21 protein-coding genes are annotated in these 23256 nt (G+C 47.7%); 15 read left to right on the top strand and 6 right to left on the bottom strand.

Translation table 11 applies throughout. The features are described 5' to 3' along the window. Positions 1-699: 699 nt before the first annotated feature. From LG211_RS14990 to LG211_RS14940, 11 genes are all read left to right on the top strand, one after another. A complete protein-coding gene (locus LG211_RS14990) occupies positions 700-1827 on the top strand; it encodes an ATP phosphoribosyltransferase regulatory subunit (RefSeq protein ID WP_148397086.1) in 1128 nt (375 codons plus the stop codon). Beyond that, positions 1821-2441: an ATP phosphoribosyltransferase gene (hisG, locus tag LG211_RS14985; protein WP_148397085.1), complete on the top strand. Its 621-nt coding sequence runs from the start codon at positions 1821-1823 to the stop codon at positions 2439-2441. The genes LG211_RS14990 and hisG overlap by 7 nt, the downstream gene beginning before the upstream one ends. After that, positions 2438-3505: a histidinol-phosphate transaminase gene (hisC, locus tag LG211_RS14980; RefSeq protein ID WP_253020760.1), complete on the top strand. Its 1068-nt coding sequence runs from the start codon at positions 2438-2440 to the stop codon at positions 3503-3505. Before hisG ends, hisC begins: the two co-directional genes overlap by 4 nt. A 1-nt stretch (position 3506) precedes the next feature. Then, positions 3507-4094, top strand: coding sequence for an imidazoleglycerol-phosphate dehydratase HisB (gene hisB, locus LG211_RS14975; RefSeq protein ID WP_269477900.1), 588 nt, complete (start codon positions 3507-3509; stop codon positions 4092-4094). An 11-nt stretch (positions 4095-4105) separates the two neighbouring features. Beyond that, positions 4106-4726 carry an imidazole glycerol phosphate synthase subunit HisH gene (hisH, locus tag LG211_RS14970; protein WP_253020761.1) on the top strand — a complete coding sequence of 207 codons (621 nt, stop codon included), beginning with the start codon at positions 4106-4108 and terminating at the stop codon, positions 4724-4726. A 21-nt stretch (positions 4727-4747) separates the two neighbouring features. Next, positions 4748-5398, top strand: a complete 651-nt coding sequence (locus tag LG211_RS14965) for a DUF4825 domain-containing protein (protein WP_269477899.1) — start codon at positions 4748-4750, stop codon at positions 5396-5398. After that, the gene (hisA, locus tag LG211_RS14960) at positions 5399-6109 is read left to right on the top strand and encodes a 1-(5-phosphoribosyl)-5-[(5-phosphoribosylamino)methylideneamino]imidazole-4-carboxamide isomerase (protein WP_148397080.1); all 711 of its coding nucleotides are present in this window, start codon (positions 5399-5401) and stop codon (positions 6107-6109) included. 10 nt (positions 6110-6119) lie between these two features. Beyond that, positions 6120-6875, top strand: coding sequence for an imidazole glycerol phosphate synthase subunit HisF (gene hisF / locus LG211_RS14955; RefSeq protein WP_148397079.1), 756 nt, complete (start codon positions 6120-6122; stop codon positions 6873-6875). Positions 6876-6887: 12 nt separating this feature from the next. Further along, on the top strand, positions 6888-7523 hold the full coding sequence (hisIE, locus tag LG211_RS14950; RefSeq protein WP_269477898.1) for a bifunctional phosphoribosyl-AMP cyclohydrolase/phosphoribosyl-ATP diphosphatase HisIE: 636 nt from the start codon (positions 6888-6890) through the stop codon (positions 7521-7523). Positions 7524-7641: 118 nt separating this feature from the next. Further along, positions 7642-10371 (top strand): S8 family serine peptidase, encoded by a 2730-nt coding sequence (locus LG211_RS14945; protein WP_269477897.1) that lies wholly within the window; start codon positions 7642-7644, stop codon positions 10369-10371. A gap of 14 nt (positions 10372-10385) precedes the next feature. Then, the gene (locus LG211_RS14940; protein WP_253020764.1) at positions 10386-11741 is read left to right on the top strand and encodes a hypothetical protein; all 1356 of its coding nucleotides are present in this window, start codon (positions 10386-10388) and stop codon (positions 11739-11741) included. Between the two features lie 100 nt (positions 11742-11841). Here LG211_RS14940 and LG211_RS14935 read toward each other — a convergent pair whose 3' ends face one another. From LG211_RS14935 to LG211_RS14925, 3 genes are all read right to left on the bottom strand, one after another. Then, positions 11842-12924 carry an NAD(P)H-dependent amine dehydrogenase family protein gene (locus tag LG211_RS14935; RefSeq protein WP_253020765.1) on the bottom strand — a complete coding sequence of 361 codons (1083 nt, stop codon included), beginning with the start codon at positions 12922-12924 and terminating at the stop codon, positions 11842-11844. A 129-nt stretch (positions 12925-13053) separates the two neighbouring features. Further along, on the bottom strand, positions 13054-13896 hold the full coding sequence (locus tag LG211_RS14930) for a MerR family transcriptional regulator (protein WP_253020766.1): 843 nt from the start codon (positions 13894-13896) through the stop codon (positions 13054-13056). A 162-nt stretch (positions 13897-14058) separates the two neighbouring features. Continuing rightward, positions 14059-14652, bottom strand: a complete 594-nt coding sequence (locus LG211_RS14925) for a TetR/AcrR family transcriptional regulator (RefSeq protein ID WP_148397073.1) — start codon at positions 14650-14652, stop codon at positions 14059-14061. Between the two features lie 222 nt (positions 14653-14874). Here LG211_RS14925 and LG211_RS14920 point away from each other — a divergent pair, with 222 nt between their 5' ends. Continuing rightward, complete coding sequence (locus tag LG211_RS14920; RefSeq protein ID WP_148397072.1) at positions 14875-16284, top strand: MFS transporter; 1410 nt, start codon at positions 14875-14877, stop codon at positions 16282-16284. Between the two features lie 16 nt (positions 16285-16300). Then, positions 16301-17458: an iron-containing alcohol dehydrogenase gene (locus LG211_RS14915; protein ID WP_269477896.1), complete on the top strand. Its 1158-nt coding sequence runs from the start codon at positions 16301-16303 to the stop codon at positions 17456-17458. Positions 17459-17697: 239 nt separating this feature from the next. On the opposite strand, the gene LG211_RS14910 is transcribed toward LG211_RS14915, so the two are convergent. Next, on the bottom strand, positions 17698-18288 hold the full coding sequence (locus tag LG211_RS14910; RefSeq protein WP_148397070.1) for a TetR/AcrR family transcriptional regulator: 591 nt from the start codon (positions 18286-18288) through the stop codon (positions 17698-17700). 206 nt (positions 18289-18494) lie between these two features. Between LG211_RS14910 and aguA the strand changes: the two genes are divergently transcribed. Together aguA and LG211_RS14900 are read left to right on the top strand one after the other, a co-directional pair. Further along, on the top strand, positions 18495-19601 hold the full coding sequence (gene aguA, locus LG211_RS14905; RefSeq protein WP_148397069.1) for an agmatine deiminase: 1107 nt from the start codon (positions 18495-18497) through the stop codon (positions 19599-19601). A gap of 38 nt (positions 19602-19639) precedes the next feature. Further along, complete coding sequence (locus LG211_RS14900) at positions 19640-21085, top strand: amino acid permease (protein ID WP_253020769.1); 1446 nt, start codon at positions 19640-19642, stop codon at positions 21083-21085. A gap of 287 nt (positions 21086-21372) precedes the next feature. Here the strand turns inward: LG211_RS14900 and LG211_RS14895 are convergent, their stop codons facing one another. Both LG211_RS14895 and LG211_RS14890 read right to left on the bottom strand, forming a co-directional pair. After that, positions 21373-22656: a cytidylate kinase family protein gene (locus LG211_RS14895; RefSeq protein ID WP_253020770.1), complete on the bottom strand. Its 1284-nt coding sequence runs from the start codon at positions 22654-22656 to the stop codon at positions 21373-21375. After that, on the bottom strand, positions 22653-23084 hold the full coding sequence (locus LG211_RS14890) for a MarR family winged helix-turn-helix transcriptional regulator (protein WP_253020771.1): 432 nt from the start codon (positions 23082-23084) through the stop codon (positions 22653-22655). Before LG211_RS14890 ends, LG211_RS14895 begins: the two co-directional genes overlap by 4 nt. Between the last annotated feature and the right edge of the window lie 172 nt (positions 23085-23256).

Genomic DNA, 23256 nt, shown 5'->3' with positions numbered 1-23256 from the left:
ATAATAGTTGTCAAGGCAACCATTGTACTTTTTTACAGTTTTCACAAGACATTCACATTTTGGATTGCCCGCGGGCTCCGCTCCATCTGCAAATGATCGATTTGGTCATGGAATCGACCTGATTCCAGGCCGCGAGGCCCGCAAATCATCGTAAATCAGAACCAGAAAGGAAGATAGCGGTAATTTGGGGCTGCACTATTAGGATCGGCTTGATTCATGCGGCCCCACCAAGCTGTACTGTGCTTACATGAAATTTTTCATTTTTTCATATCTAGTGTAGAATTCCAACGTTTCCAGGCATTGAATTGTGTCAAAATTCATGAAAATTTATATGTCGCAAAACTTCAAGTCTTCAAGCCCACAAAATTCATACTAATTTTGGCCAAAATCCTCCAATTTCATTACGGTAAACCATAAAGCACAGGAAACCACACTTCGTGCGCCAGCCCCCCCAGCTCCCGCCCATACCCAAACCAACCTAGAGCCCCACTCAAAGCTTCCCATATTCGTCAGAAAAAATCAAAAAAATCTCTGGACAATTGCGTCTCATGTGCTATAATATCACTTGTGCAAGTTAATGCTTTAGAGCGATAAAGAGATAAATCAAATAGCAACTAGCAACTAAAAATTTTTTTATTCCAATCGACCGGCATCAACCAAAAGCAAAACGCAAATCAACAAAGAAAAGAAGGGACGACCATGAAATATAAAAAGGCAGAACTAAAACCCGATGAAAAGGCTTGTCTGGAACTGAGAGGTCTTTACGAACAATATGGCTACAAGAAATATAAAATGAGCAAATTTGAGGAGTACAGCCTCTACGTGGAAAACAAAGATTTTCTCGCCAGCGACAAGGTGATTACCTTTACCGATCTGGACGGCAGGCTGCTGGCCCTCAAACCGGATGTAACCCTGAGCATCATCAAAAATACCCAGGCTACGATCCAGTGCAATGAAAAACTGTACTACATAGAAAATGTTTATCGGGAGAGCAGGGAAAGCCACACCTTTAAAGAGATCAGCCAGATGGGACTGGAATATATCGGTAAAGTGGATGCTTACTGCATTACCGAGGTGATCGCCCTGGCCGCAAAAAGCCTGCGCACCATCAGCAAGGACTATATTCTGGAAGTTGCCCACATGAGCTTTGTTGTCGAGCTGCTGGAGAGCCTACAAGTAAACGAACATATTAAATTCAAACTGCTACGCCTGATCAGGAGCAAAAACGTCGACGGTCTGCGAAGGACCGCAGAAAAGGCCGACCTGTCCGAACTGCAGATCGAAAGTTTGTGCAGACTGCCTTTCCTCTACGGGGACGTTAACAAGACGATAAAAGAAGCAAAGAAAATTTCCCTGAACAAAGCTATGGACCGCAGCCTGGATGAACTGTCCGAAATTTACGGAGCCCTCAAAGCTCTGGGCCTGGCAAAAAATATTCAGGTGGACCTTTCCATCGTCAATGACATTGATTATTATAATGGCATCATCTTTAAAGGATATATTAAAGAGCTGGGCAGATGCGTGCTGGCCGGCGGTCAGTACGACCAGGCGATGGCTCTCCTGGGAAAAAAAGTGGAGGCCATCGGCTTTGCCCTTTATCTCAATGAAATCAATCGCATCGCCGAGCAGAAGCCCCTCTATGACGTGGATGCGGTGGTCATTTACCCCTGCGGCGAAGACGTGGTGACGGTGGCGGAAGCCGTTCGCCAGCTGCAAAAAGAAGGGCTTAGCGTGCGGGCGGAAAAAGCAGTTCCCCCCAATGTGCGTTACAGAGAGCTGTACAGACTGGAGAATGGAATTTTGAAAAAGGAGGAGCCATCATGCTAAACATTGCGCTGCCCAAAGGAAGGCTGGGCGATCAAGTGTACGGAATGCTCAGGGATGCGGGATACGACTGCCCGGCATACGAAGAAAAAAACAGGCTGCTTGTGCTGGAAAGCCCGGAAAAAGGCGTCCGCTATCTGCTGGTAAAGCCCAGCGATGTGGCCATTTATGTGGAACACCATGCGGCCGACGTGGGCATCGTTGGCAAGGACATTCTCCTGGAATCCTGCCCGGATGTCTATGAACTCCTGGATCTGAACATCGGAAAATGCAGAATGGCGGTGGCAGCCCCCAAAGGCTATGTGGAAGACACGGACCGGACCCTGCGCATCGCCACCAAATATGTGAATATTGCAAAAAAATTCTATTCGGAAAAAAACCGGGATATTGAGATTATAAAACTCAACGGCAGCATTGAGCTGGCGCCCATTCTGGGACTGTCGGACGTAATCGTGGACATCGTGGAAACAGGCGGCACGTTGAAGGCCAACAACCTGGAGGTTATCGAAGAGTTTAAAAACATCAGCGCCAGATTCATCGCCAATAAGTCCAGCTTTAAATTTCAAAACGACATGATCAGCGACATGATGGAAAAACTGGGAGAAGCAGTAAAATGAGCAGATTTCTAAAAAAACAATATCAAAACCTGGAGCCATACACCCCCGGTGAGCAGCCCAAAAACCAAAAACTGATCAAGCTGAACACCAACGAAAACCCCTTCGGGCCCAGTCCGCGGGCAGCGGCGGTTATCAGCAGCGGCGAAGTGAGCAAACTAATGCTTTATCCCGACCCAGAGGCATCGGAGTTGACGACGGCTATTGCTCAATATTACAACTTGGAAAAAGAGCAGGTAGCAGTTGGAAACGGATCGGATGAAATTCTGGCCTTCTCCTTCATGGCCTACGCCAGCGAAGGCTCCAATATTTGGTTTCCAGACCCAAGCTACGGATTTTATAAGGTTTACGCCGACATATACCGCTCAAAGGCGGGTCCCATTCCCCTGACGGAAGATTTGCGGATCGATCCAAAAAAATATAAAAATTTAAATGGAACAATTCTCATCGCCAACCCCAACGCACCCACCGGGATCGCCTTAAATTTAAACGATATCGAGGATATCATCGCCAGCAACAGCAGCAACTTAGTTATAATTGACGAAGCCTACATTGATTTCGGAGCAAAAAGTTGCGTGCCTTTTTTGCAAAAATATGATAATCTATTAGTGATACAAACTTTCTCAAAATCCAGAAGTCTGGCAGGGGCAAGAGTGGGGTTCGCCATGGGCAGCAAGGAACTGATTTCGGACCTGAACCGGATCAAGTTCAGCTTCAACCCATACAACCTGAACCGGCTGTCCATTTCAGCCGCGGCGGCGGCCATCCGCGACGAAGCATATTTTCAGCAGACCAGACAGACGATCATAAAAACCAGGGAAACCTTTACCAAACAGTTAAAGGAACTGGGATTTACCGTACTCCCGTCCTCAGCCAACTTTGTGTTCGCAAAGAGCAGCCGGCTTTCAGGCGAGGAGTATTTCCACGGACTGAGAGAAAGGAATATATTGGTACGGTACTTTGGGAAAGAGCCTATTTCAGATTATGTAAGGATCACCATAGGCAGAGAAGAGGACATGGAGCAGCTGATCTTTGCGACAAAAGAGCTGCTCGGGAAAGGAAACTGATATGAGAACCAGCCAGATCATCAGAACTACCGGAGAGACGGATGTAAGGATCTCCCTGGATATCGACGGCAAAGGAACCTTTGACATCGACACCGGCTGCGGATTTCTCAATCATATGATGGAATTATTCGCCCGCCATGGCCGTTTCGATCTTTCCATAAAGTGCAAAGGCGATAGCCACGTAGATGACCATCACACGGCAGAGGATATCGGAATTTCCCTTGGACAGGCTTTTAAAGAGGCTCTGGCAGACAAGAAAGGGATAAGAAGATATGGGAATATGACGCTGCCCATGGATGAAACGCTCATCCTGTGTGCGCTGGACATCAGTGGGAGAGCGTACCTGAATTTTGACGTTTCGATTCCCGCGCAGAAAGTCGGGAGTTTTGACACGGAGCTGGTCAAGGAATTTATGACTGCGTTTTCCAGGGAAATGGGGCTGACCCTTCATTTTAAAATGCTGGCCGGAGAAAACAGCCACCACATCATCGAGGCCGTTTTCAAGGCGCTGGCCAGGGCACTGGCCCAGGCAGCAGCTATCGATCCTGAATATGCAGACGAGATCCCTTCCACAAAGGGCGTTCTCTAGAAAGGTAAGACATGATTGCAGTAATTGATTATGGAGTTGGAAATTTATTTTCTCTCACCGCTTCGCTGAAGTTTTTAGGTGCTGAGACGGTGGTAACCAATCAAAAAGAAGATATTGAGGCGGCTGATCGGATCATCCTTCCGGGCGTGGGCGCCTTTGAAGACGCCATCGCCAAATTAAAGGCCACCGGCCTTGTGGAAACGATCATCCGGGAGACCGAAAAGGGGAAACCCCTTCTGGGTATCTGCCTGGGCATGCAGCTTCTCTTTGAAATGAGTTACGAATACGGGCGCCACCGGGGACTGGGACTGATCAAAGGCGAGATCGCTTCCATTGAGGAGGATCTGCCCAAAAGACCCGGCGGCAGACTGAAAGTTCCCCATATCGGATGGAACAGTCTCAATCTGAAATGCAGCGACCCTCTCTTTAAATATATCAAAGAGGGCGATTATGTCTATTACGTGCACAGCTTTTATGGTAAGAATTGTCTTGAGAATACTATCGCATCGTCCAATTACGATATCGAAATTACAGGAGCCGTTCGCAGCGGATCCGTGTATGGAACTCAGTTTCATCCGGAGAAGAGCGGCAATGTGGGGCTCAATATTCTCAGGGCCTTTATCCAGCTATAACAGAATATAGGAGACAAGACCATGAAAAAGGTGCACAAAGCCATCAATAAGAACATTCGAATGCTTCTTATTATCGCAGCGACTACGGTGGTTGCCTTAGCCGTTTTATTGATGCTGATTGCAGGGAACGAGGAACGGAATCAAATTCCCACCGACCCTACCAAAACCTCTGAGACAAAAGAGTCAGAAGCGCCGACAGATGTGAACGAGACGACGGTACCGACTCAGGAACAGGGAGTATCGCAGCAGGCACAGCTTCTTTATGACGCTAGAGTGGAGGATATCAATGACTCTGCATCGGTGGCAAAGCTCTTGGAGACCGTGGATTTGAGGAAGAATATGGCTAATTATCAGGTTACGCTCATGGTGAAGGAAAGTCCCAAGAGCATGGTAATCACATTTGACAAAACCATTTCTGCGGCCGAACAGCAGGCCTTTGACGAAAAAATGCAGAAATACGCAGAACAGATTCTGGCCTTGACAAAGGGGGCAGATCAGGTTCAATGGGTGTACACTGTAAAAGGGGAAGATGGGAAAAAAGAGGAGCGCAACGTTTATCTCGATGCGCAGCGTGCCAAAGAGCTGCTGAAAAATGATGTGACAAAATATGGGGCATCGGCAAAAGCGGTGCAGAACCTGCTTGACCAGCAGAACAGAAAGGATGTTAGATAAATGGAATTATTTCCGGCGATTGATTTGAGAGACGGGCAGGCTGTGCGTCTGTTTCAGGGTGATTACGATCAGATGACCGTGTACAGCAAAAGTCCGGTGGACGTGGCAAGGCAGTTCAAGGCCAAAGGTGCGAAAAACCTCCATCTGGTCGATCTGGACGGAGCCAAGGACGGCGTGCTAGTCAATTTTGAATCGATACGGGAAATTGTTACAGACATGGACCTCTTTGTGGAAGTGGGCGGCGGAATCCGCGATGAAGATCGGATCCGTCAATATCTGGATCTGGGCGTGGGCCGGGTTATCCTGGGAACGATCGCCGTAAAAGAACCGGAGTTTCTCGAAGAAATGGTCCGCAAATATAAGGAAAAAATTGCGGTGGGCGTGGATGTGAAAGACGGTTTCGTAGCTGTAAGCGGCTGGAAAGAAGTGACGGACCGGGAGGGCATGGAATTCTGCAGGTATCTGCGGGACATCGGTGTCACCACCGTGATCTACACGGATATTTCCAGGGACGGCGGCTTGAAGGGAACCAACCTGGAAGTTTATAAACAGCTTTCCCAAATCAAAGGACTCCAGGTAGTGGCTTCTGGCGGAATCAGCTTTGCCGAGGAAATAACTGCTTTGAAAGAAACCGTCTACGGAGCCATTCTGGGCAAAGCCCTTTATGACGGGCTGCTGGATCTGGAAACGGCTGTCGAGCTGGCAAAATAGAGGAGGAAACATGATCACCAAACGGATCATTCCCTGCCTGGACGTGCGCAACGGAAGGGTGGTAAAGGGAATTAATTTTGAAGGAATACAAGATGTGGCGGACCCGGTGGAAATGGCCCGCTTCTATAATGAAAGCGGCGCCGATGAGCTGGTCTTTTACGATATAACGGCCAGCGTGGAAGAGCGGGCCCTCTTTTCCGATATTCTAGTGAACGTGGCCTCCCAGATTTTCATCCCCCTCACGGTGGGCGGAGGCATCAATACCCTGGATGATTTTGACCGGGTGCTCAAATGCGGCGCCGATAAGGTGAGCGTCAACAGCGGCGCAATCCGTAATCCCGATCTGATCGAGCAGGGAGCAAAAAAATATGGAGATCAGTGTGTGGTCCTGAGCATGGACATCAAACGGGTGGATGGCGTTTTTAAACTGTTCTCCAAAGGCGGCAGAGAAAACACCGGGATCGACGCTCTTCAGTGGGCCGTCGACGGCGTGGAGCGCGGCGCCGGTGAATTAGTGGTCAACAGCATCGATACCGACGGCGTAAAAAACGGATTCGATCTGGAGCTTTTGGATGAAATCGCGGCCAGAGTCTCCGTGCCTATCATCGCCTCAGGGGGAGCGGGTAAAATGGAGGACTTTTCCCAGCTGTTTCAGCATCCGGGGATCGACGCGGGGCTGGCGGCCAGCATCTTCCACTTTAAGGAGATCGACATCCGTGACCTGAAGCAATATCTGAGAAAGGAAGGCGTAGAGGTTCGCCTCTAGCAAGGTGGAAATATGGAATTGAAATTTGACGATAAAGGCCTGATTCCTGCCATTGTGCAGGATTACTATACCAAGCAGGTGCTGACAGTGGCTTATATGAACCAGGAATCTCTGGATATCACCATGAAGGAAGGATATACCTGCTTTTACAGCCGCAGCCGGGCAGAGCTCTGGAGAAAAGGTGAAACCAGCGGCAACCGGCAGAAGGTGGTCACTATTACCGCCGACTGCGACCAGGATGCTCTGGTGGTTGAGGTGATCAAGGACGGTCCCGCCTGTCATACAGGAGCGGAGAGCTGTTTTTTCAACCAAATTTATCAGGCCGGGGATGAGACTCCATTTTCCTATCAGGCTCTGTATGACATGATTAAGGGGCGTAAAACCCAGCCCAAAGAAGGAAGCTATACCACTTACCTCTTTGATAAGGGTATGGATAAGATCCTCAAAAAGGTGGGAGAAGAATGCACCGAGGTCATCATTGCCGGCGCCAAGGACGATAAGGAAGAGACGGTCTTTGAGATCGCCGATCTGGCCTATCATGTGATGGTGATGATGGTTGAACAGGGGATCGGGCTCCCGGATATCACGGCGGAGCTGGCAAAGCGTCACGTTGTGGATCATAAAGTAAAACAGGAGCGTCTGAAATAGAATTGATTTGTTATAAAATTCTGCCTTTTTGTAAAAAAGGGGCAGTTTTTCTTTTTTGATTATAGTATAATATTCTTATGATCGCTATTGTGGAAAATCAATAAAAGAAAGGAAGATTATGAAAAGAACAAGAAAATTCATTGCGCTGCTGTCGGCCGCAGCTCTGTTTCTTGCTACAGCAAGTTCTGTAATGGCCGAGACCGCAGGTCAGGGGGAAAGTCAAAAGACGCCTGCGGCCGTATCGGCAGAAGCCAGGGAAATGGTGGACGGCGCCGACTATGTGGACGATCAAGTAATCGTCGTCTTTAAAGACCGGGTGTCGAATGCCAAGATTAAAAAGGAAATCAAGGCAGAAGACGCGAGGTGCCTGGAAATCAGCCAGCCTGTGGAAGACTCCAAGGTGGCGGTGGCCGATATCAACAAAAACGATTCTGTAGAAGAAGCGATTACCAAGCTGGAGCAGAACCCAAAGGTAGAATACGCCCAGCCTAACTACCGCTATAAACAGGCAGGCGTCAACGATCCCCTTGCCAATGATGAAGGCGTCAACCAGTGGTATCTGACTAACATGAAGGCCCGGGAAGCCTGGAACACCATGGAGGCAAAAAAGAACAGTCTGTCGCAAGTGACTGTAGCGGTGATCGATACGGGAATCGATAAATCCCATGAAGATCTCAGCGCCAATGTGAGCAGCAAATCTATGAAGCTGGACTCTTCGGGAAATATCACATCCCTGAGGGGCGACTCCGATTCCCACGGAACCCATACGGCGGGAATCGTGGGAGCAGTCTCCAATAATGGCAAAGGCATCGCCGGCATCGCATCGGGCGGAACCGATAATAAGGTCAAGCTGATGGCCATCGATGCTTCTACCAACTATAATGGTGAGCTGTATTTTAATACCTACAACCTGGTTGAAGCCATCAACTATGCCATGAAAAACGACGCTAAGGTGATCAACATGAGTCTGGGCGGCTTTGGCCGCAACTACATTCTGGAAGAGAGCGTCGAATCAGCCTATAAAAATGGCGTTACCATCGTTGCTGCTGCCGGAAATGAGAACACAGACGAGATATGCTTTCCATCCGACTATGGGGAAGTAATCAGTGTCTGTAACCTCACCAGACAGAACAAGCGGTATAATTCAGCCATGTACGGCTCCAATTACGGCCTGGCCAAGGACATTTCCGCGCCGGGAACCAGCATATTGAGTACCATTCCGGGAGATTACGGGCAGATGAGCGGAACCTCCATGTCAGCGCCCATGGTCAGCGCCGTGGCAGCCATGCTCTATGCGGTGACCCCGGATATCAAGCCTTTCCAGGTAAAGAACATCCTCTGCGGTACCGCCCAGTATTTGGGAAACGATCAGGGTGCGGAAAACACAGGCGATAACAAATTTGATTATTATACCGGCTACGGCCTGGTAAATGCTCAAAAGGCTGTGGAAGCGGCCATGGAAAGTCCGGCGGCCAGTGCCACTTCCATTACCTTTAAGGAAGATACAATCCGCATTGACCAGGGGCAGAGCCAGATGCTGGAGGTTCGGGCAGAACCGGCCAACGTGACGGATACTGTTAAATGGGAAAGCGACAAGCCTTCCATTGCTAAAGTAGATGAAAAGACCGGAAAAGTAAGCGGAGTAGCTGCAGGAACTGCAGTCATTACCTGCACCATCGGAAGTACAAGCAAATCATGTACGGTCCTGGTAGCGCCGGTGGTAGCGCCCACATCCCTTAATATTGTCAACGCAGACAAGGCGAAAAATATGGCCATGGGCAGCTCCTTTTATCTGGATGCGCAGGTCTTGCCCAAGAATGCCGATAACACCGAGATCAGCTGGAATAGCAGCGATAAAAATGTGGTTACGGTGGATGAAGAAGGCATGGTGGAAGCCAGAGGCATCGGAACTGCCAAAATTATCGGCTACACGTCAGGCAGCCCGGACAAAGACCCGGCCAGGAGTTTGACCGCCGGCAACAAACTGGCGCAGATCGTTGAAGTTACGGTTACTTACTCCGATGTCACCGGTGTGAAACTGATCAGCCCTCAGCAAAAGATTAAACTGGGAAGTTCCTATACCTTTAAAGCAGCCTTTACGCCGGACAATGCCGACCAGAGCCTGCCGGTTGCCTGGTCCAGCAGCAACCGGTCGGTAGCGGATATCGATAAAAACACGGGAGCGCTGACAACCGCCGGTTTGGGCCAGACCACCATCAAGGCTAAAGCGCCAAACGGTAAATTCACCTCCCTGCGGATCACCATTTTTAAAACCGGATATTCGGGGAAAGCCTACGGACTGAAGGCATCCTCCTCCAGCTATTCGGCCAACAAACTGACCTGGAAGTCCATCCCCTATGCCGACGGCTATGAAATTTACCGGGCCGCAGGCAAGGGCAAGTATGCCAAAGTAAAGACGGTGTCAGGAACAAAGAACTCCTGGAAAAACACCGGCCTCAAGACTGGAACCAAATATCGGTATAAGATTCGAGCCTATTACAAGGCAGGGGCCAGCATCGAATACTGCGGATACTCCTCCGCAAAGAGCGCGACACCCAAGCTGAAGAAAGCTTCCGTAAAGACAAAAAACACAAAGAGCGGGATCACCATTACCTGGTCCAAGGTGCAGGGAGCTTCCGGTTATGTGGTGTACAAACATTCGGCCTCCAAAGGAAAATACGTCAAGAAAAAGACTCTGAAAACAAGCAAGATGAAAAAGCGCGCCTATACGGACAAAAAGGTAAAATGGGGCAAGAAGTACAAGTATAAAGTCAGAGCCTATCGGACCATAAAAGGCAAGAAGGTCTACGGACCTTATTCCAAGACCGCGGTCCGCACGTGCCGGTAAGGAGGGAATAAGCTATGAGAAAAAAAACCATAATCGCTGCTTTAACAGCGTGTATGATGCTGCTGACATTGCTTCCGTCCGCAGCCTTCGCAGCCTCCGCCAAAAAAGAACTGAAAAGCAGCATCCCTGTTGCATCGGGCGTGGATGAGGAATACGCGGAGCAGCTGAGGCAGCTCGCTTTGGAACTGCTGGATATGTTCTATGTGGAGAGCATCGAGCCAAAGGGAGCGTATTGCAGCGAGGTCTGGGCGGAGATCCAGGCGGCCTATCGTGAGCTGATGGCGCAAATCGACTCCATGAATGAAGACGACCTGTACATCATGCTGGTGGATGAGGAAAATGAGCTGGGCAGCGATTTTCAGCTTTTGGAACTGCTGGGTGAGATGACCTGGGTTAAAAGCACGGCCAAGGATCTGCCGGGATTGAAAACCAGCTACAAAAAAGAAATCGAACAGGAATACAAGGGTTATCGATCCTCTGATTACAACGATTATTACTGGGATCGGATTCAGGATGGACGATACATGGGTTTGAAGTGGATCAACGGTGCACAGAACTTCCGGACCGCTATCAAAGGCTACCTGACTGCAATGAACGCCATGGAGAACTCCTATGCCAAAGAGGATATCCAGGAGCTGCGCGCCCAGGCATGCGCCCAGATCAAACAGTATGTCAACCTGGGACTGGATCCGGCCCGATATACGTCCTATGACTGGAAACGGCTGGAGGGGATCCGCGATCAGGCAGTGCGGGAAATCAACGCTGCTGAGATGATGGAAGAAATCGTTCAAATCTATACCCAGGCCGGGAAAGACTACACGGACATCACAGGGATTGAGTTTCCGATGGAGGATTACCCCATTTTGACGGAACTGGATAAAAAACTGGAACGCTTTATCTACACCCTGGATGAGAACTTGTATACAGAAGACGGTTTGGAGAAGATCGAAGATATTTACTGGGAAGCATCGGAAGAGCTGATGTATGCCGAATCCAGAGAGCAGGCCCAGAAGATTTACAATACAGCCATCGCAAAGATGAAAGCGGTTCCTACCAAAAAGAAAGAGATCGCCGCTTTTAAGAAAAAAGTACCCAAGATCAAATCGGTAAAAGCGGTCAACAGCAGGACGCTGAAGATCACCTGGAAGAAGGTTTCCGGCGCTAATGGATATGTGGTCTACCGGGCGACTTCTCCCAAGGGAAAATACAAAAAGGTAAAAACCGTTAAAAAGGGAACCAAGCTGACCAATTCCAAACTGAAGAAGGGTAAGAAATATTATTATAAAGTGCGGGCCTACAAACAGATTGACAAGAAGAAGTATTACAGCAAATATTCCAAAGTGAAAAAGGGTGTTCCCGTGATGAGATAAGAAAACAGAAAAGGGCCCCGGCTGGCTAAGCTGGGGCCCTTTTTTCTGCTGTATAAGCATAATATTTTAAGTCAGAAGATGACAATGGTAATGAAATATGCTAAAGGCTTTTGACATATTCGTGAATCGGTTTGACCATGTATTGGCTGTAGGGCAGCTTGTCGGTACTGATATATCCCGGCTCTGCGTCGATGAGCTGAGGAAGCCGGTTGACAATAGTGGCGCAGGTCAGTTCTACGGTGGCCGGCCGGTTGACAATGATCGTTGTCTCCGGTTCGCCGTACAGGGTCCATTGATTTTTATCGAATTCCTCTGGGGCATAGACCTTGCCGATACATTCCGTTTCCAGGGTGATCCCTTCTGCTGTTTCGGTGGTCACAATGGCCGACATTCCCGTTGCGTCCCCCGCTTTAATGGTCATTCCCAATGTTTCTGAATGCAGGTCCTTGTCGTAAGTATGGGGAATGCATTTTTGTGTCTGGGAAACCACGGTTAGGCCCATCCTGCTGCAAAGCCATCCGTTCTGATTCCACATATAGGATGGAATGTACACCCCTTCTTCAACCAGAGCGCCTATTTCTTCCGATGAAAGATCGTTGTAATTACCAATCTGCCTTTCAAATTCAGCAATGGTCAGCCCGGCGCCGTGTCCTTGTGCCAGTGCAATCCCGTAATCCTCCACATTGTAGCTGCTGCTGCCTTTGATCTTTGTGATCCGGGCAGAAGACGCAGCCAGGTTGGTAATCATCGTCCCCCAAAAGAGATCCGGGTAGCCGCTGCCGCACAGGGTACATCCATACTCTTTAGCCAGTGCGTCCAGGTCTTTGGTAATGACCGGCGAGGAGTTCCATGGATAAAGGGATTCTTCGCAAGTGGAAATGGCGTTGACCTTGTTTTTTGCGCAAACGGAGAAAGCTTCTTTCAGCTCTTCCATGGTACTTCTGGTAGCGATCATGCAAATATCGGGATTCGTCGACTTGAAAACACGGTCTGCCTGATCGGCGGGAGAAACGATGACACCCATCGGGCCGCAGCCCAGAATCTCTCCCACATCTTTTCCAATAATCGCTGAATTCATATCAAAAGCAGCGACCAGCTCCGCACCTTTTTCAACGGCATATTGCATCAAATATTTACTCATTTTGCCACAGCCGTATTGGGCAACTTTAACCTTACGTTTCATAATGAGACCTCCTCAATGATTCACGCAAAAGCGATAAACGGATTTCAAATTATGCAGCCCGGGTGCTAATTCTTTTTCTTACTAATCAGTATAAATGTTATAGTAAGTATAAAGTCAAGACTTTTTTGACTATTTTTTCATAGGGACCACTGGAATTTCAATTTTGTAGAACATGTTCCTTTGATTGTCCTCAAAGACCGGAAATTCTACCAGCACTTCGCACAGGTAGTCCCCGCAGACTTGAAACCCGTTGTCGCGGATCAGCGCAAGCAGCTTTCTGGCGTTGGCTTTTTCAGCATAGAAATCGTCGGAACAGACGCAGTAATACATGGCTGCCGGAATCGTTTCCGCTGATACGGTCGCATCTTCCGGGTCCACGAAAAGAAAGACTTCATGGGAGGAAAAGTTTTCTTTCATTAAATTTTCCTGTTTCATGATTGTTCCCACATTACAAAAATAGCTCATTGCAAGATCATTGTTGGCCAGGTGCATTTTCAATTCACGGAGCATGTATTCGTACCCGGCATAGTCCTGGTCAAAAAAATCTTTTTCCGAAGTATAGCGATAGATGTAACGCTGGGGGATATATTCCATGAACATCTGCCCGTCCTTGGGAAGTGCCTCGTACTGGCGGTAGTTTTCCAGTGTTCTGGCGATGGAGCGCTTGCTGCGGATCAGTTCCTCGATCTGCCCGTCAATGGCGTCCTGCTGCTGGACCAGAAAACGCTGAATGGATTCCGAATCCCCCTCGTCCAGCTGCTGGCGAATCTGCTTGAGGGTCATGCCGTATGCTTTCATGTACTGGATCATGTCCAATCTGGCGGACTGGATGATGTGATAATAGCGGTAGCCGGTGTGGGGGTCTATAATCATCGGACGAAGAAGCCCTTCTCGGTCGTAAAGCCGGAGCGTCTGCTGGGATATCCGGTTCAGCTTTGCCATTTGTCCGATGGTTAGTCTCTGCAAATCCATAATGATACCTCCTAAGATTATACTAACTATAAAGTGATGTCCACAGTATAGCATAATTTACAGAAAAGGGAAAATCTTTAGGCGGTAAGGGGTCAAAAAAGAAAAACATGTGAATAAGACTGGTGTACGAAGCAAATCGCTTTTTATGCACCAGTCCTGTTTTCACACGTTTTTTATGATATCCAAGAATATGGAGATGGCCGACACGGCATACTCTTCGGCCTTTTTCCGATCGCCGCGGCCGTGCTTATAAGAAAGAAGAACTTTCTCAAACATGCCTTTCAGGGATGAAATGTAAAACCAGGTAAGCTTCTCTGTATCGTCATATTTTAATAATCCTTTTTCCAGCGCCTCATTGAAAATATTTAAGATCAGCTTGTCGTCCAGTGAAAAACATTGGTCAACTATTTTTTTATTTTCTTCACTGAACTCGTTCCAATAGGTTTCCGGAGCAATGCGCCAGACTGGCATATCGACTGTGGCGATAAACAATTCACCATATTTTTTCAGCTTTTCCATAGGATCGTCGATGGTTTTCAAGTGGGAATTGACCAATTCCATCCATTTGGCATAATTGGTCGTCAGAACACTGACAAAGATTTCTTCTTTACTCTTAAAATGCCAATAAACGCTGCCTTTGCTGATTCCCACCTGAGAAATGATGTCGTTCATGGAGGTTCCGGCGTATCCCTTAGAAGCAAAAAGATCCAGGGATGTATCCAAAATCCGTTGTTTTGTATCCGTTTTACTTTTCATACAATCCTCTTAACTTGGCCTTTAATCACGGGTGAATATAAATTCATTTATGAATAATAGTTTAGCATAGACTGCAGGCAAAATCAACGTTGACAAGGGAAGGAAGAACGATTATATTAAAACCATACCAACTGGTCGGTTTAGAAAATAACGCCAGCCAAGAAAGGAGGGGAAAATCAACCGTTATTGAAATGGGTTTCAGCGAATGCTAGGAGGAAATAAATGAATAGTAATACGAAAAAAGGTCTTCCGTTAAAGGTAATGGTCGGGTACGGGTCTGCCGGATATGCAACATTATTTACCTTTACAATCGTTATTACCTATGGTTTGTATTTTTTTACCGATGTAGTGGGATTATCGGCGGGATTTGCCGGAATGCTGCTTAGCATCGGTACACTTGTCGATGCAATTACCGATCCGCTGATCGGGACCATCAGTGATAAGCGAAATCCGAAAAAAGGGCGTCGCCGGCCATTTTTGTTAATGGCTGCCATCCCCTTCGGGCTCGTATCATGGCTTTTATTCACTGACTGGGGATTCGGTTCCGCCATGTCTATGGTTTATTTTGCGATTCTCATCATTCTTTTCTATGTAGTCCAGACGCTGATCGATGTTCCTTATACAGCTCTGGGATCGGAGATGACACTGGATTATGATGAGCGAACCAAGCTGAGTTCCATTCGTTATACCTGGGCGACAGTGGGCGGCATTGTCAGCGGCTTTACCATGGCGATCACCGCTTATTTGGGAAAGCTGTTTGATTCAGCCAGCATGGGATGGTCCGCTGCTAATTTAATGTTCGGACTTCTGTGCACAATCACCATACTGATCGCCTGGAAAACGACGAAAGGCCGGGAAAGCACAGAGATGGCAGATGGGGAGCCCTTCAATCTGGCGAAAGCTTTCAAAGGTCCGTTTTCCAACAAATCGTTCAGGCACGTGGCCCTTTCCTATTTGTTTGGCATCGTGGGCCAGACCGTAGCCGTTTCTGTTACCGTTTACTATATGTCGTATAATTTGCAGCTGTCGGAAAATCAAATTTCCGCGGCAATGGTTATTATGTGGGTTGTGGCCTTTTTCTGGATTGCGCTGACAAACCATATCGCATTGAAATACTCCAAAAAAGTCGCATGGAATTTTTCAATGGTGATTTGGATCGCAACCCTGTTCATTTTCGTATGGGTGATCAATGCTCCGGGAAACGCCATCGCGGTATATGTCATGACCAGTATTTATGTGGTAGGATATAATGCCATTTACCAGGTTACGTGGGCATCCATACCGGATTGTGTCGAAGTGGATGAATTTAGAACCGGACAGAGAAAAGAGGGCCTTTATTATTCAATGGCCTCTCTCACGCAGAAACTGGGTTCGGCGATTGCAGTTGCCATCTGCGGGTGGATCATTACATGGCTGGGATATGATCCTGGTCTGGCGGAACAATCACAGACCACATTGACTGGATTCGCCGTTTTGTTGTCGGTCGGCACCAGCTTTTTTCTGCTGTTGTCGATCATTGCTACTGCGACCAACCCTATGACAAAAGCTAGACACACAGCAATTAAAGAAGCTATTGCCCTGAAAGAAGCAGGAAAGCCGTATTCGACGGAATCCTTTAAAGAACTTTTGTAGGATAAGGAGGGAAATCATGGAATTTATTTTTAACGTGCCCAGTAAAGTGATGTTCGGTGAACATTACTCCGATAATACAGGCCAATATTTTAAGGATGCGGATGTAGATAAAATTATGTGCATCTATGACCAAGGGGTAAAAAGCACCGGCATTGTAGATCGTGTTTTGGAGAGCGTAAGAGGCGAAGGCATTGAGGTCCTTGAATTTGGAGAAGTGGTTTCCGATCCCCCGGCTGGTCTGATCGATCAGGCTGCCGCCATCGCTCGAAAGGAGAAGGTTCAAGGCATTCTGGGAATCGGCGGCGGAAGCACCATGGATACGGCAAAGTGTGTGAACGCGCTGTTGGGAAATGAAGGGAAGATTTTGGATTACGCCCATGACTACGATACTATGAAGTGCCCGGGCGGGTATTTGATTTTGGTGCCCACCACCTTTGGGACTAGTAGTGAAGTGACAGATGGGGGAGTTTTGAGCGTCCCTGATGAAAAGCGAAAAGTGAGCATTTGGGGGAAAAACCTGGGAGCCGATTTGGCAGTGATCGATCCTGTCCTGGCGCTGGGGATTCCAAAAGGAATAACGGCCGCAACCGGTATGGACTCCCTGGCTCATGCGGTGGAATCCTATATGTCTATGATTGCCACGCCCATTACGGAAGCCATTTCCCTGCAAGCGATCCGCACGATTATTGAATATCTGCCAAAGGCTGTGGAAGCGGGCAGCTGCCTTGAAAACAGAACCGGGATGTGCCTGGGCTGCTTGACGGCCGGGCTTGCCTTTAATAATGCCTTTCAGAATCAGGGCCATGGCTTGGCCCATCCTATGGGCGCCTATTGGCATCTGCCCCATGGAGTCGCATGCGCCATCGCCTTGCCCTTTTCCATTAAAGATAACGTCCATGCTGTGCCCGAAAAAGTACGAGCATTGGGCGAAATCATGGGTCTGAAATTGCCGGAGGAAATGGACAACGATGAGCTGGGAACCCTGGTGGCAGAACGGGTAGAAGCATTCGCTGACGGCATTGGCATTCCCAATTTGAAAGAGCTGGGCGTCGAGCCCTCCTTGATTGAAACCGTGGCGGAAGCAGTAAAATCCGAGCCGGACCAATATACCTATCCCCATATTCCCAAAACAGAGGATATGGTCGAATTTCTCCACAAAAATTACGATAAATAGGCTATAGGATATTTTATTAAGGCCGGAAGCTGCCAGCCGGGAAATAAATGCCGCTATTAAAATCTTAAAAAACACATTCGTTTCAGACAGTTTCGGCCTATAATGCCCCTTTCCAGCGCTGCGCAAATAAAAAAGTATCAGGATTGAGCCCGCTACTACTCAATCCTGATACTTTTTTTAATGGTCCGCTTCAAAACTGTCAGTGAAGATGATGTTTTGGCGAAATACTGATACTTTAACTATCTAACAATCGTCTTTAAAAACAACTCAATGCCCGAGGCTGCGTAGTGCTCCAGTTTTTCATGATTGTTGTCTTGGTTCTTGTAGGAGAGAATGATCTTTTCGAACATGCCCTCCAGGCTGGAAATGTAAATCCACATCAGTTTTTCAGGATCTTCTCCGGAAATTAGGTTTTGGTCGATGGCCTCCTGGAAGATTCCCTGGAGAATAATATCGTCCTGAGAAAAACAATTATCTAAAATTTTCCTGTTTTCTGCGCTGAATTCGTTCCAGTAGGTTTCCGGCGAAATACGCCAGACAGGCATGTCGATGGTGGCGATAAACAATTCTCCGTATTTTCGAAGTTTGTCGATGGGATCATCGATAAGGGCAAGCTCCGAATTGACAAGGCTGATCCATTCCGCGTAGCTTTCCGTAATGACCTGCATAAAAATTTCTTCTTTGCTTTTAAAATGCCAGTAAACGCTCCCCTTGCTGATGCCGACGGCGGAAATAATGTCATTCATGGAGGTACCGCCGTACCCTTTGCTGGCGAAAAGCTCCAGAGAAGCGTTAACGATTTCTTGTTTTGTGTTTCGCGTTGATTTCATATCCAGACTCCAATACCTGCTTTCTTAATTACCAAGACATTTAAGCACAAAAAAAATAAAAAGTCAATTCTTGATATTGGGTGTTGACAATTTTCTGAAAATATTGTACTATTTCAGTACCGACCGGTCGGTCTAGTAAACATGCCGGCTGATTTTACAAAAACTACCACCCAAATATACTTTTTGAGTAAAGAGGAGGAACAACAATGGCTAGAACATTAAAGAGCACACCGAAACAAGATGGATTCAGAATGCCTGGAGAATTTGAAGAACATGAACGGTCCTGGCTGATCTGGCCGGAAAGAACCGATACTTGGAGAGACGGAGGCAAGCCCGCGCAGAAAGTTTTCGTAGACGTTGCAACCAAACTGGTTAAATATGAACCTTTGACAGTACTGGTTTCTGCTACCCAGTATGAAAATGCAAGAGCAAGACTGCCGGAAGAAGTTAGAGTGATTGAAATGTCCACCGACGATGCCTGGACCCAGGATAAAGGACCCAGCTTTGTAATTAACGACAAGGGTGAGGTAAGAGGTGTACATTGGGGATGGAACGCTTACGGCGGTTTGGAAGGCGGACTCTACTTCCCGTGGAAGCTGGACTCCCAGGTAGGCCAAAAAATCCTGGAAATAGAAAACTGTGACCGCTATGATGCAACGAAATTTGTCCTGGAAAACGGCGCCACACAGGTGGACGGTGAAGGAACGCTGATCGTTACAGAGCAGGTATTCATGAATCATAATCGAAACGGCGACATGACCAAGGAAGAAACAGAAAGATACCTGAAAGAATATATGAACATCGATAAAGTGATCTGGCTGAAGCGGGGCATGGCCTTTGATGAAACCGACGGCCACGTGGACGATGTATGCTTCTTCGCAAGACCCGGCGTAATCGTTCTGTCTTGGGTGGACGATCCCAACCATCCCCAGTATTCTTGCCTGAAGGAAGCTTACGATATCCTTTCCAACGAGACAGATGCCAAGGGAAGAAAATTCGAAATTATTAAGATTCACATTCCGGAGGTTTTATATATCACCGAGGAAGAAAACGATGGTATCGATATTTGCCAGGATGCGGCTTCGAGAGAATCGGGACTGCCACTGGCCGTTACCTATATCAACTCTTATCTGATCAACGGAGCAGTCCTCGTTCCCCAGTTCGGAGATCCGAGAGACAAAGAAGCTATGGAGAAGATGCAGGAAATCTATCCGGACAGGGACATCGTTCCCATTTACACTAGAGAGTGGTCCCTGGCGGGCGGAAACGTTCACTGCATGACGCTTCAGCAGCCAAAAGCTCAGTGTAAGTAAATCATTGCACCATTTTCTAGCGCGGAAAGGAGACCGGCATGGAAGATAAAACACTACAAGACGGAACTCTACAGAAAGGATTAAAAAAATTACACGTGCAGATGGTTGCTTTGGGAGGCGTAATCGGCTCTGCCTACTTTTACGGGGTAGGCGGATTCATCCAAATGACCGGACCGGCAGCATTCCTGGCCTTTGCGCTGGGCGGCATCCTAGTATTTTGTACCTTGTACTGCCTGGGAGAACTGCTAGTGGCAATGCCGACAACTGGTTCCTTCATTTCTTACTCCAGAGAATTCATCTCCGATGGATGTGCTGCCGGTGTAGGCTGGACGTACTGGATTGCAATTATCGTTTACATACCATCTGAGTGCATCGTAATCGGGACGATCCTCAATATGTATGTGCCGCAAATCTCAGTATTCGCAGGCGCGGTGCTGGGATGCCTGGTCATCACCATCATCAATCTGAGGCAGGTAAGCAATCTGGGCAAGATTGAATCGATTCTGGCCATTACTAAGGTGGCGGCCATTGTGGTCTTCGTTGTACTGGCTGTTTTAATCGCCTTCGGCGTAATTGGAACCCATGAAGCGCCGGGCATGTCCAATATGACCGGACGGGGCGGGCTGTTCCCGCTGGGGGTAATGGCTATTTTCGCCAATCTATCCATCATCGTTATGAATTTTGCGGGAATTGAGATCGTGGCCCTGACAGCCGGGGAAACGGAAAATCCGGCCAAGGTTATGCCAAGCGCAGTAAGGGCCGGAGCTATCCGCGTGGTGCTGCTGTTCATCATTCCCACTTTCCTGGTTACGGTCATTCTGCCCTGGACGACTTGCAGCTATGACACCAGCGCTTTTGCGGATGCACTTTCGTACAATGGATTCGGCGCGCTATCTCACCTATTTAACCTGATCATTATTGTTGCGGCGCTGTCTTGTGCCAACTGCAACTTGTATGCTGCAATTCGGGATATGTTCTCCATGTCCAAGGAAGGCATGTCACCCGGAGTTATGGGTAGAACGACGAAAAAGGGCGTTCCCATTACGGCAGCTGTGTTCTCCCTGGTTGTAGTTTGGATTATCCTCTTTATCTACTCCTTTGACAGCTCCGGCTCCTTCTATGCCTTCCTCCTTTCCGTATCGGGGATCGCGACAATCTTCTGCTGGACTGCGATTTGCATTTCGCAGCTGATTTTCAGAAAACGGCTGAAACAGCACGGGCTGACCAAAAAGAATTTAAAGTTCCATACACCGCTGTATCCACTGCCCAATATTATTGGGCTGGTCATTCTGGCACTGGCCTTTGGCATCACTGCTTACTATCCGGATACAAGAATCGCGGTTATCGTGGGAATTCCATGGTTCCTGATTCCATATGTAATCTTTACGGTTATGAGCAAGAGCGGAAAATACAAGGTGAAAAAGGAAATTGATTTCGATGAAGTTTTGGAAGAAATTAAATCGGAAGACTATTTGAAAGACTAAGTGAATGCAGTAAGAAAATTGGCCCCGGGAGCTCCCGGGGCTTTTTACTTGCAGCTTTATTTTTACAGAAGTTTTCCGGAATGTGAGGGGGCTGCAGCTTGAGGATATTCGGGAAAAAATTGAAAAAAGATTTCGCTTTTTACGCAAGTTCCAACGATCTGGCGCTGTCAAATTCGTAACAAGGCCGCGAGGGCCGCATAGTTGGCGGGATCAGGTCCCACCAACCCACAACTTTGCGTAAATAATTCGATTTCTTTTATAAATTTTCCGCGGGCCCATGGGCACACCTAAAGAATAGAGGCGATTAACTCCACGGTTTTATCAACTCCGGCGGTGCCGGTATCCACACAGAGGTCATAGTTAGAGGCCATGCCCCACACCTTGCCAGTGTAGTATTTATAATGGGTTGCCCGCTCCTTATTCACTTCCTTTACATGCTTTAAAGCGTTGGATTCAGACATCCCTTCCCGCCTCATGATCTCTCCAACCTTATGGCCCTCATCTGCATAAAGAAAAATGCGGCGCACGTTGGTGAAATCTTTGCAGATGTCGTCGGCGCATCGGCCTACGATTACACAGTTTCCCTTGGATGCGGTATCCAGGATCACCTGCTTTTCTGCTTCGTAAACATCATCCAAAATCGGCTTTTGTTCGGAGAAGTCGTAGAGCTGTGAAAGCATATCATATAGAAAAATACTAGTAATTTTCTGATCCTTTTTCTCCACTTCCCGCTCATCCATATGGAGTTTAGCAGCTGCCTGAGAAAGGATGTCCCGGTCATAAAAGGCAAACCCCAGCTCTTGGGAGAGCTTTTCCGCGATTTTTCTGCCGCCGCTTCCATACTCTCTGGCGATTGTGATAATCATGGGTTCCTCTCCCAAAGAAGCGGTTTTCTCAGAAGCAGGCTCCTTTTCCTGCGCAGCAGGCCGGAAGAAAACATCTTCAACTTTGGCGCCAATCTTTCGTTTAAGAAAACGGGCGATCATGCCGACGAGAACTGCTGCAATAATCGTCCCTTCCCGAACACCGGCCAGACCGCGGAAAAGGATCAAGCTCATGATTACGGCTGTAATTGCCATCGAAGAATCAAAAGCGACCTTTGTTTTTCCAAAGTCCGTATGAAAGGTTTTGGAAATCGCGTTAACAAAACATTCGCCTGGAAGCATAACCACATCTGCCGCCATTTCCATAAAGACGCCCGTTCCCAGAATCAAGCAGCCCAAAAGCAGACAGAGAAATTGTACAATATAGGCTTCCGGCGCCAAAAACCTGAGCAGATACATGGTCAGATCGATAAAGGCGGAAAACAAAAACGAAATCGGAATCTGCAGCCAGTACTGTTTGGGAAAGTTTTTTCGCAATAAAATCAGCTGCACGATCACCAGGACAATGCTCATATATAGGGTAAATATGCCTAAAGTTGGAGAAAAGGCCAGGCTGAGGGTGTAAGGAACACTGGAAATAGGCGAGGTTCCCAAGGCGGCTTTGGTAATGAGACTGATGCCGAAGGAGTTGATGAACAGCCCCAAAAAGAAGAATATGTATCGTTTTAATAATTCCATTTTACTCATTGCAGCACCTCAAAATCCGTCATTTTTTTACAGAATTGCAAAAGCGTGCGCGTCAATTCCTTTTGCTGCAGCGGATTCAAATCCGACAGCAGTTTGTTTTCACATTTTTTAAAAGCAGCCATAACTTCTTTCTGGCGCGCCCACCCAAGCTCGGTCAAATAGATATGAAAGGAGCGGCGGTTGCCAGAAAGGCTCCGTCTCTCAATCATCCCTTTGTCTTCCATCCGGTTGAGCAGTCCGGTGAGGGTGGCCGGGTCGATCTGGCATCCTACTGCAATCTCTTTTTGCACGCTTCCGTCGTGACGGCCCAGATAATCCAGCACTTTTGGCTGGCCCGCCGTCAGTCCCAGGGGAGAGAGCTCAGCCAATACCTGTTTCTGAAATAAAGAATGTACGATCATAATTAAATAGTGTAAACTTGTATCCATAAAAACGAACTCCTTTTTTAGTTAGCATACAAATAGTTTGTATGCTAATATTTTATCGTATATTTAAACTTTGTCAATTCTTTTTGTGGAATTTGGGCGGCTATGTCGAATTCAAAATTGAATATGCTATAATACTTTCATGGTAAACACACGCAGCGTTTCTTCAAGATAA

It is taken from the genome of Hominibacterium faecale (assembly GCF_020734085.1).
Taxonomy (GTDB): domain Bacteria; phylum Bacillota; class Clostridia; order Peptostreptococcales; family Anaerovoracaceae; genus Hominibacterium; species Hominibacterium faecale.
The sequence above is the reverse complement of the archived record's forward strand: the minus strand, read 5'-3'. Positions and strand labels throughout refer to the sequence as shown.

What these genes read in the sequence shown, in the direction of transcription:
- LG211_RS14900 (WP_253020769.1), top strand. Translation starts at nt 19,640, where the DNA reads ATGGAAGATAAAACACTACAAGACGGAACTCTACAGAAAGGATTAAAA.
- hisG (WP_148397085.1), top strand. Translation starts at nt 1,821, where the DNA reads ATGCTAAACATTGCGCTGCCCAAAGGAAGGCTGGGCGATCAAGTGTAC.
- hisC (WP_253020760.1), top strand. Translation starts at nt 2,438, where the DNA reads ATGAGCAGATTTCTAAAAAAACAATATCAAAACCTGGAGCCATACACC.
- LG211_RS14910 (WP_148397070.1), bottom strand. Translation starts at nt 18,288, where the DNA reads ATGAAATCAACGCGAAACACAAAACAAGAAATCGTTAACGCTTCTCTG.
- LG211_RS14890 (WP_253020771.1), bottom strand. Translation starts at nt 23,084, where the DNA reads ATGGATACAAGTTTACACTATTTAATTATGATCGTACATTCTTTATTT.
- LG211_RS14915 (WP_269477896.1), top strand. Translation starts at nt 16,301, where the DNA reads ATGGAATTTATTTTTAACGTGCCCAGTAAAGTGATGTTCGGTGAACAT.
- LG211_RS14935 (WP_253020765.1), bottom strand. Translation starts at nt 12,924, where the DNA reads ATGAAACGTAAGGTTAAAGTTGCCCAATACGGCTGTGGCAAAATGAGT.
- LG211_RS14925 (WP_148397073.1), bottom strand. Translation starts at nt 14,652, where the DNA reads ATGAAAAGTAAAACGGATACAAAACAACGGATTTTGGATACATCCCTG.
- hisIE (WP_269477898.1), top strand. Translation starts at nt 6,888, where the DNA reads ATGGAATTGAAATTTGACGATAAAGGCCTGATTCCTGCCATTGTGCAG.
- aguA (WP_148397069.1), top strand. Translation starts at nt 18,495, where the DNA reads ATGGCTAGAACATTAAAGAGCACACCGAAACAAGATGGATTCAGAATG.
- LG211_RS14895 (WP_253020770.1), bottom strand. Translation starts at nt 22,656, where the DNA reads ATGAGTAAAATGGAATTATTAAAACGATACATATTCTTCTTTTTGGGG.
- LG211_RS14990 (WP_148397086.1), top strand. Translation starts at nt 700, where the DNA reads ATGAAATATAAAAAGGCAGAACTAAAACCCGATGAAAAGGCTTGTCTG.
- LG211_RS14945 (WP_269477897.1), top strand. Translation starts at nt 7,642, where the DNA reads ATGAAAAGAACAAGAAAATTCATTGCGCTGCTGTCGGCCGCAGCTCTG.
- hisB (WP_269477900.1), top strand. Translation starts at nt 3,507, where the DNA reads ATGAGAACCAGCCAGATCATCAGAACTACCGGAGAGACGGATGTAAGG.
- hisA (WP_148397080.1), top strand. Translation starts at nt 5,399, where the DNA reads ATGGAATTATTTCCGGCGATTGATTTGAGAGACGGGCAGGCTGTGCGT.
- hisF (WP_148397079.1), top strand. Translation starts at nt 6,120, where the DNA reads ATGATCACCAAACGGATCATTCCCTGCCTGGACGTGCGCAACGGAAGG.
- hisH (WP_253020761.1), top strand. Translation starts at nt 4,106, where the DNA reads ATGATTGCAGTAATTGATTATGGAGTTGGAAATTTATTTTCTCTCACC.
- LG211_RS14920 (WP_148397072.1), top strand. Translation starts at nt 14,875, where the DNA reads ATGAATAGTAATACGAAAAAAGGTCTTCCGTTAAAGGTAATGGTCGGG.
- LG211_RS14940 (WP_253020764.1), top strand. Translation starts at nt 10,386, where the DNA reads ATGAGAAAAAAAACCATAATCGCTGCTTTAACAGCGTGTATGATGCTG.
- LG211_RS14930 (WP_253020766.1), bottom strand. Translation starts at nt 13,896, where the DNA reads ATGGATTTGCAGAGACTAACCATCGGACAAATGGCAAAGCTGAACCGG.
- LG211_RS14965 (WP_269477899.1), top strand. Translation starts at nt 4,748, where the DNA reads ATGAAAAAGGTGCACAAAGCCATCAATAAGAACATTCGAATGCTTCTT.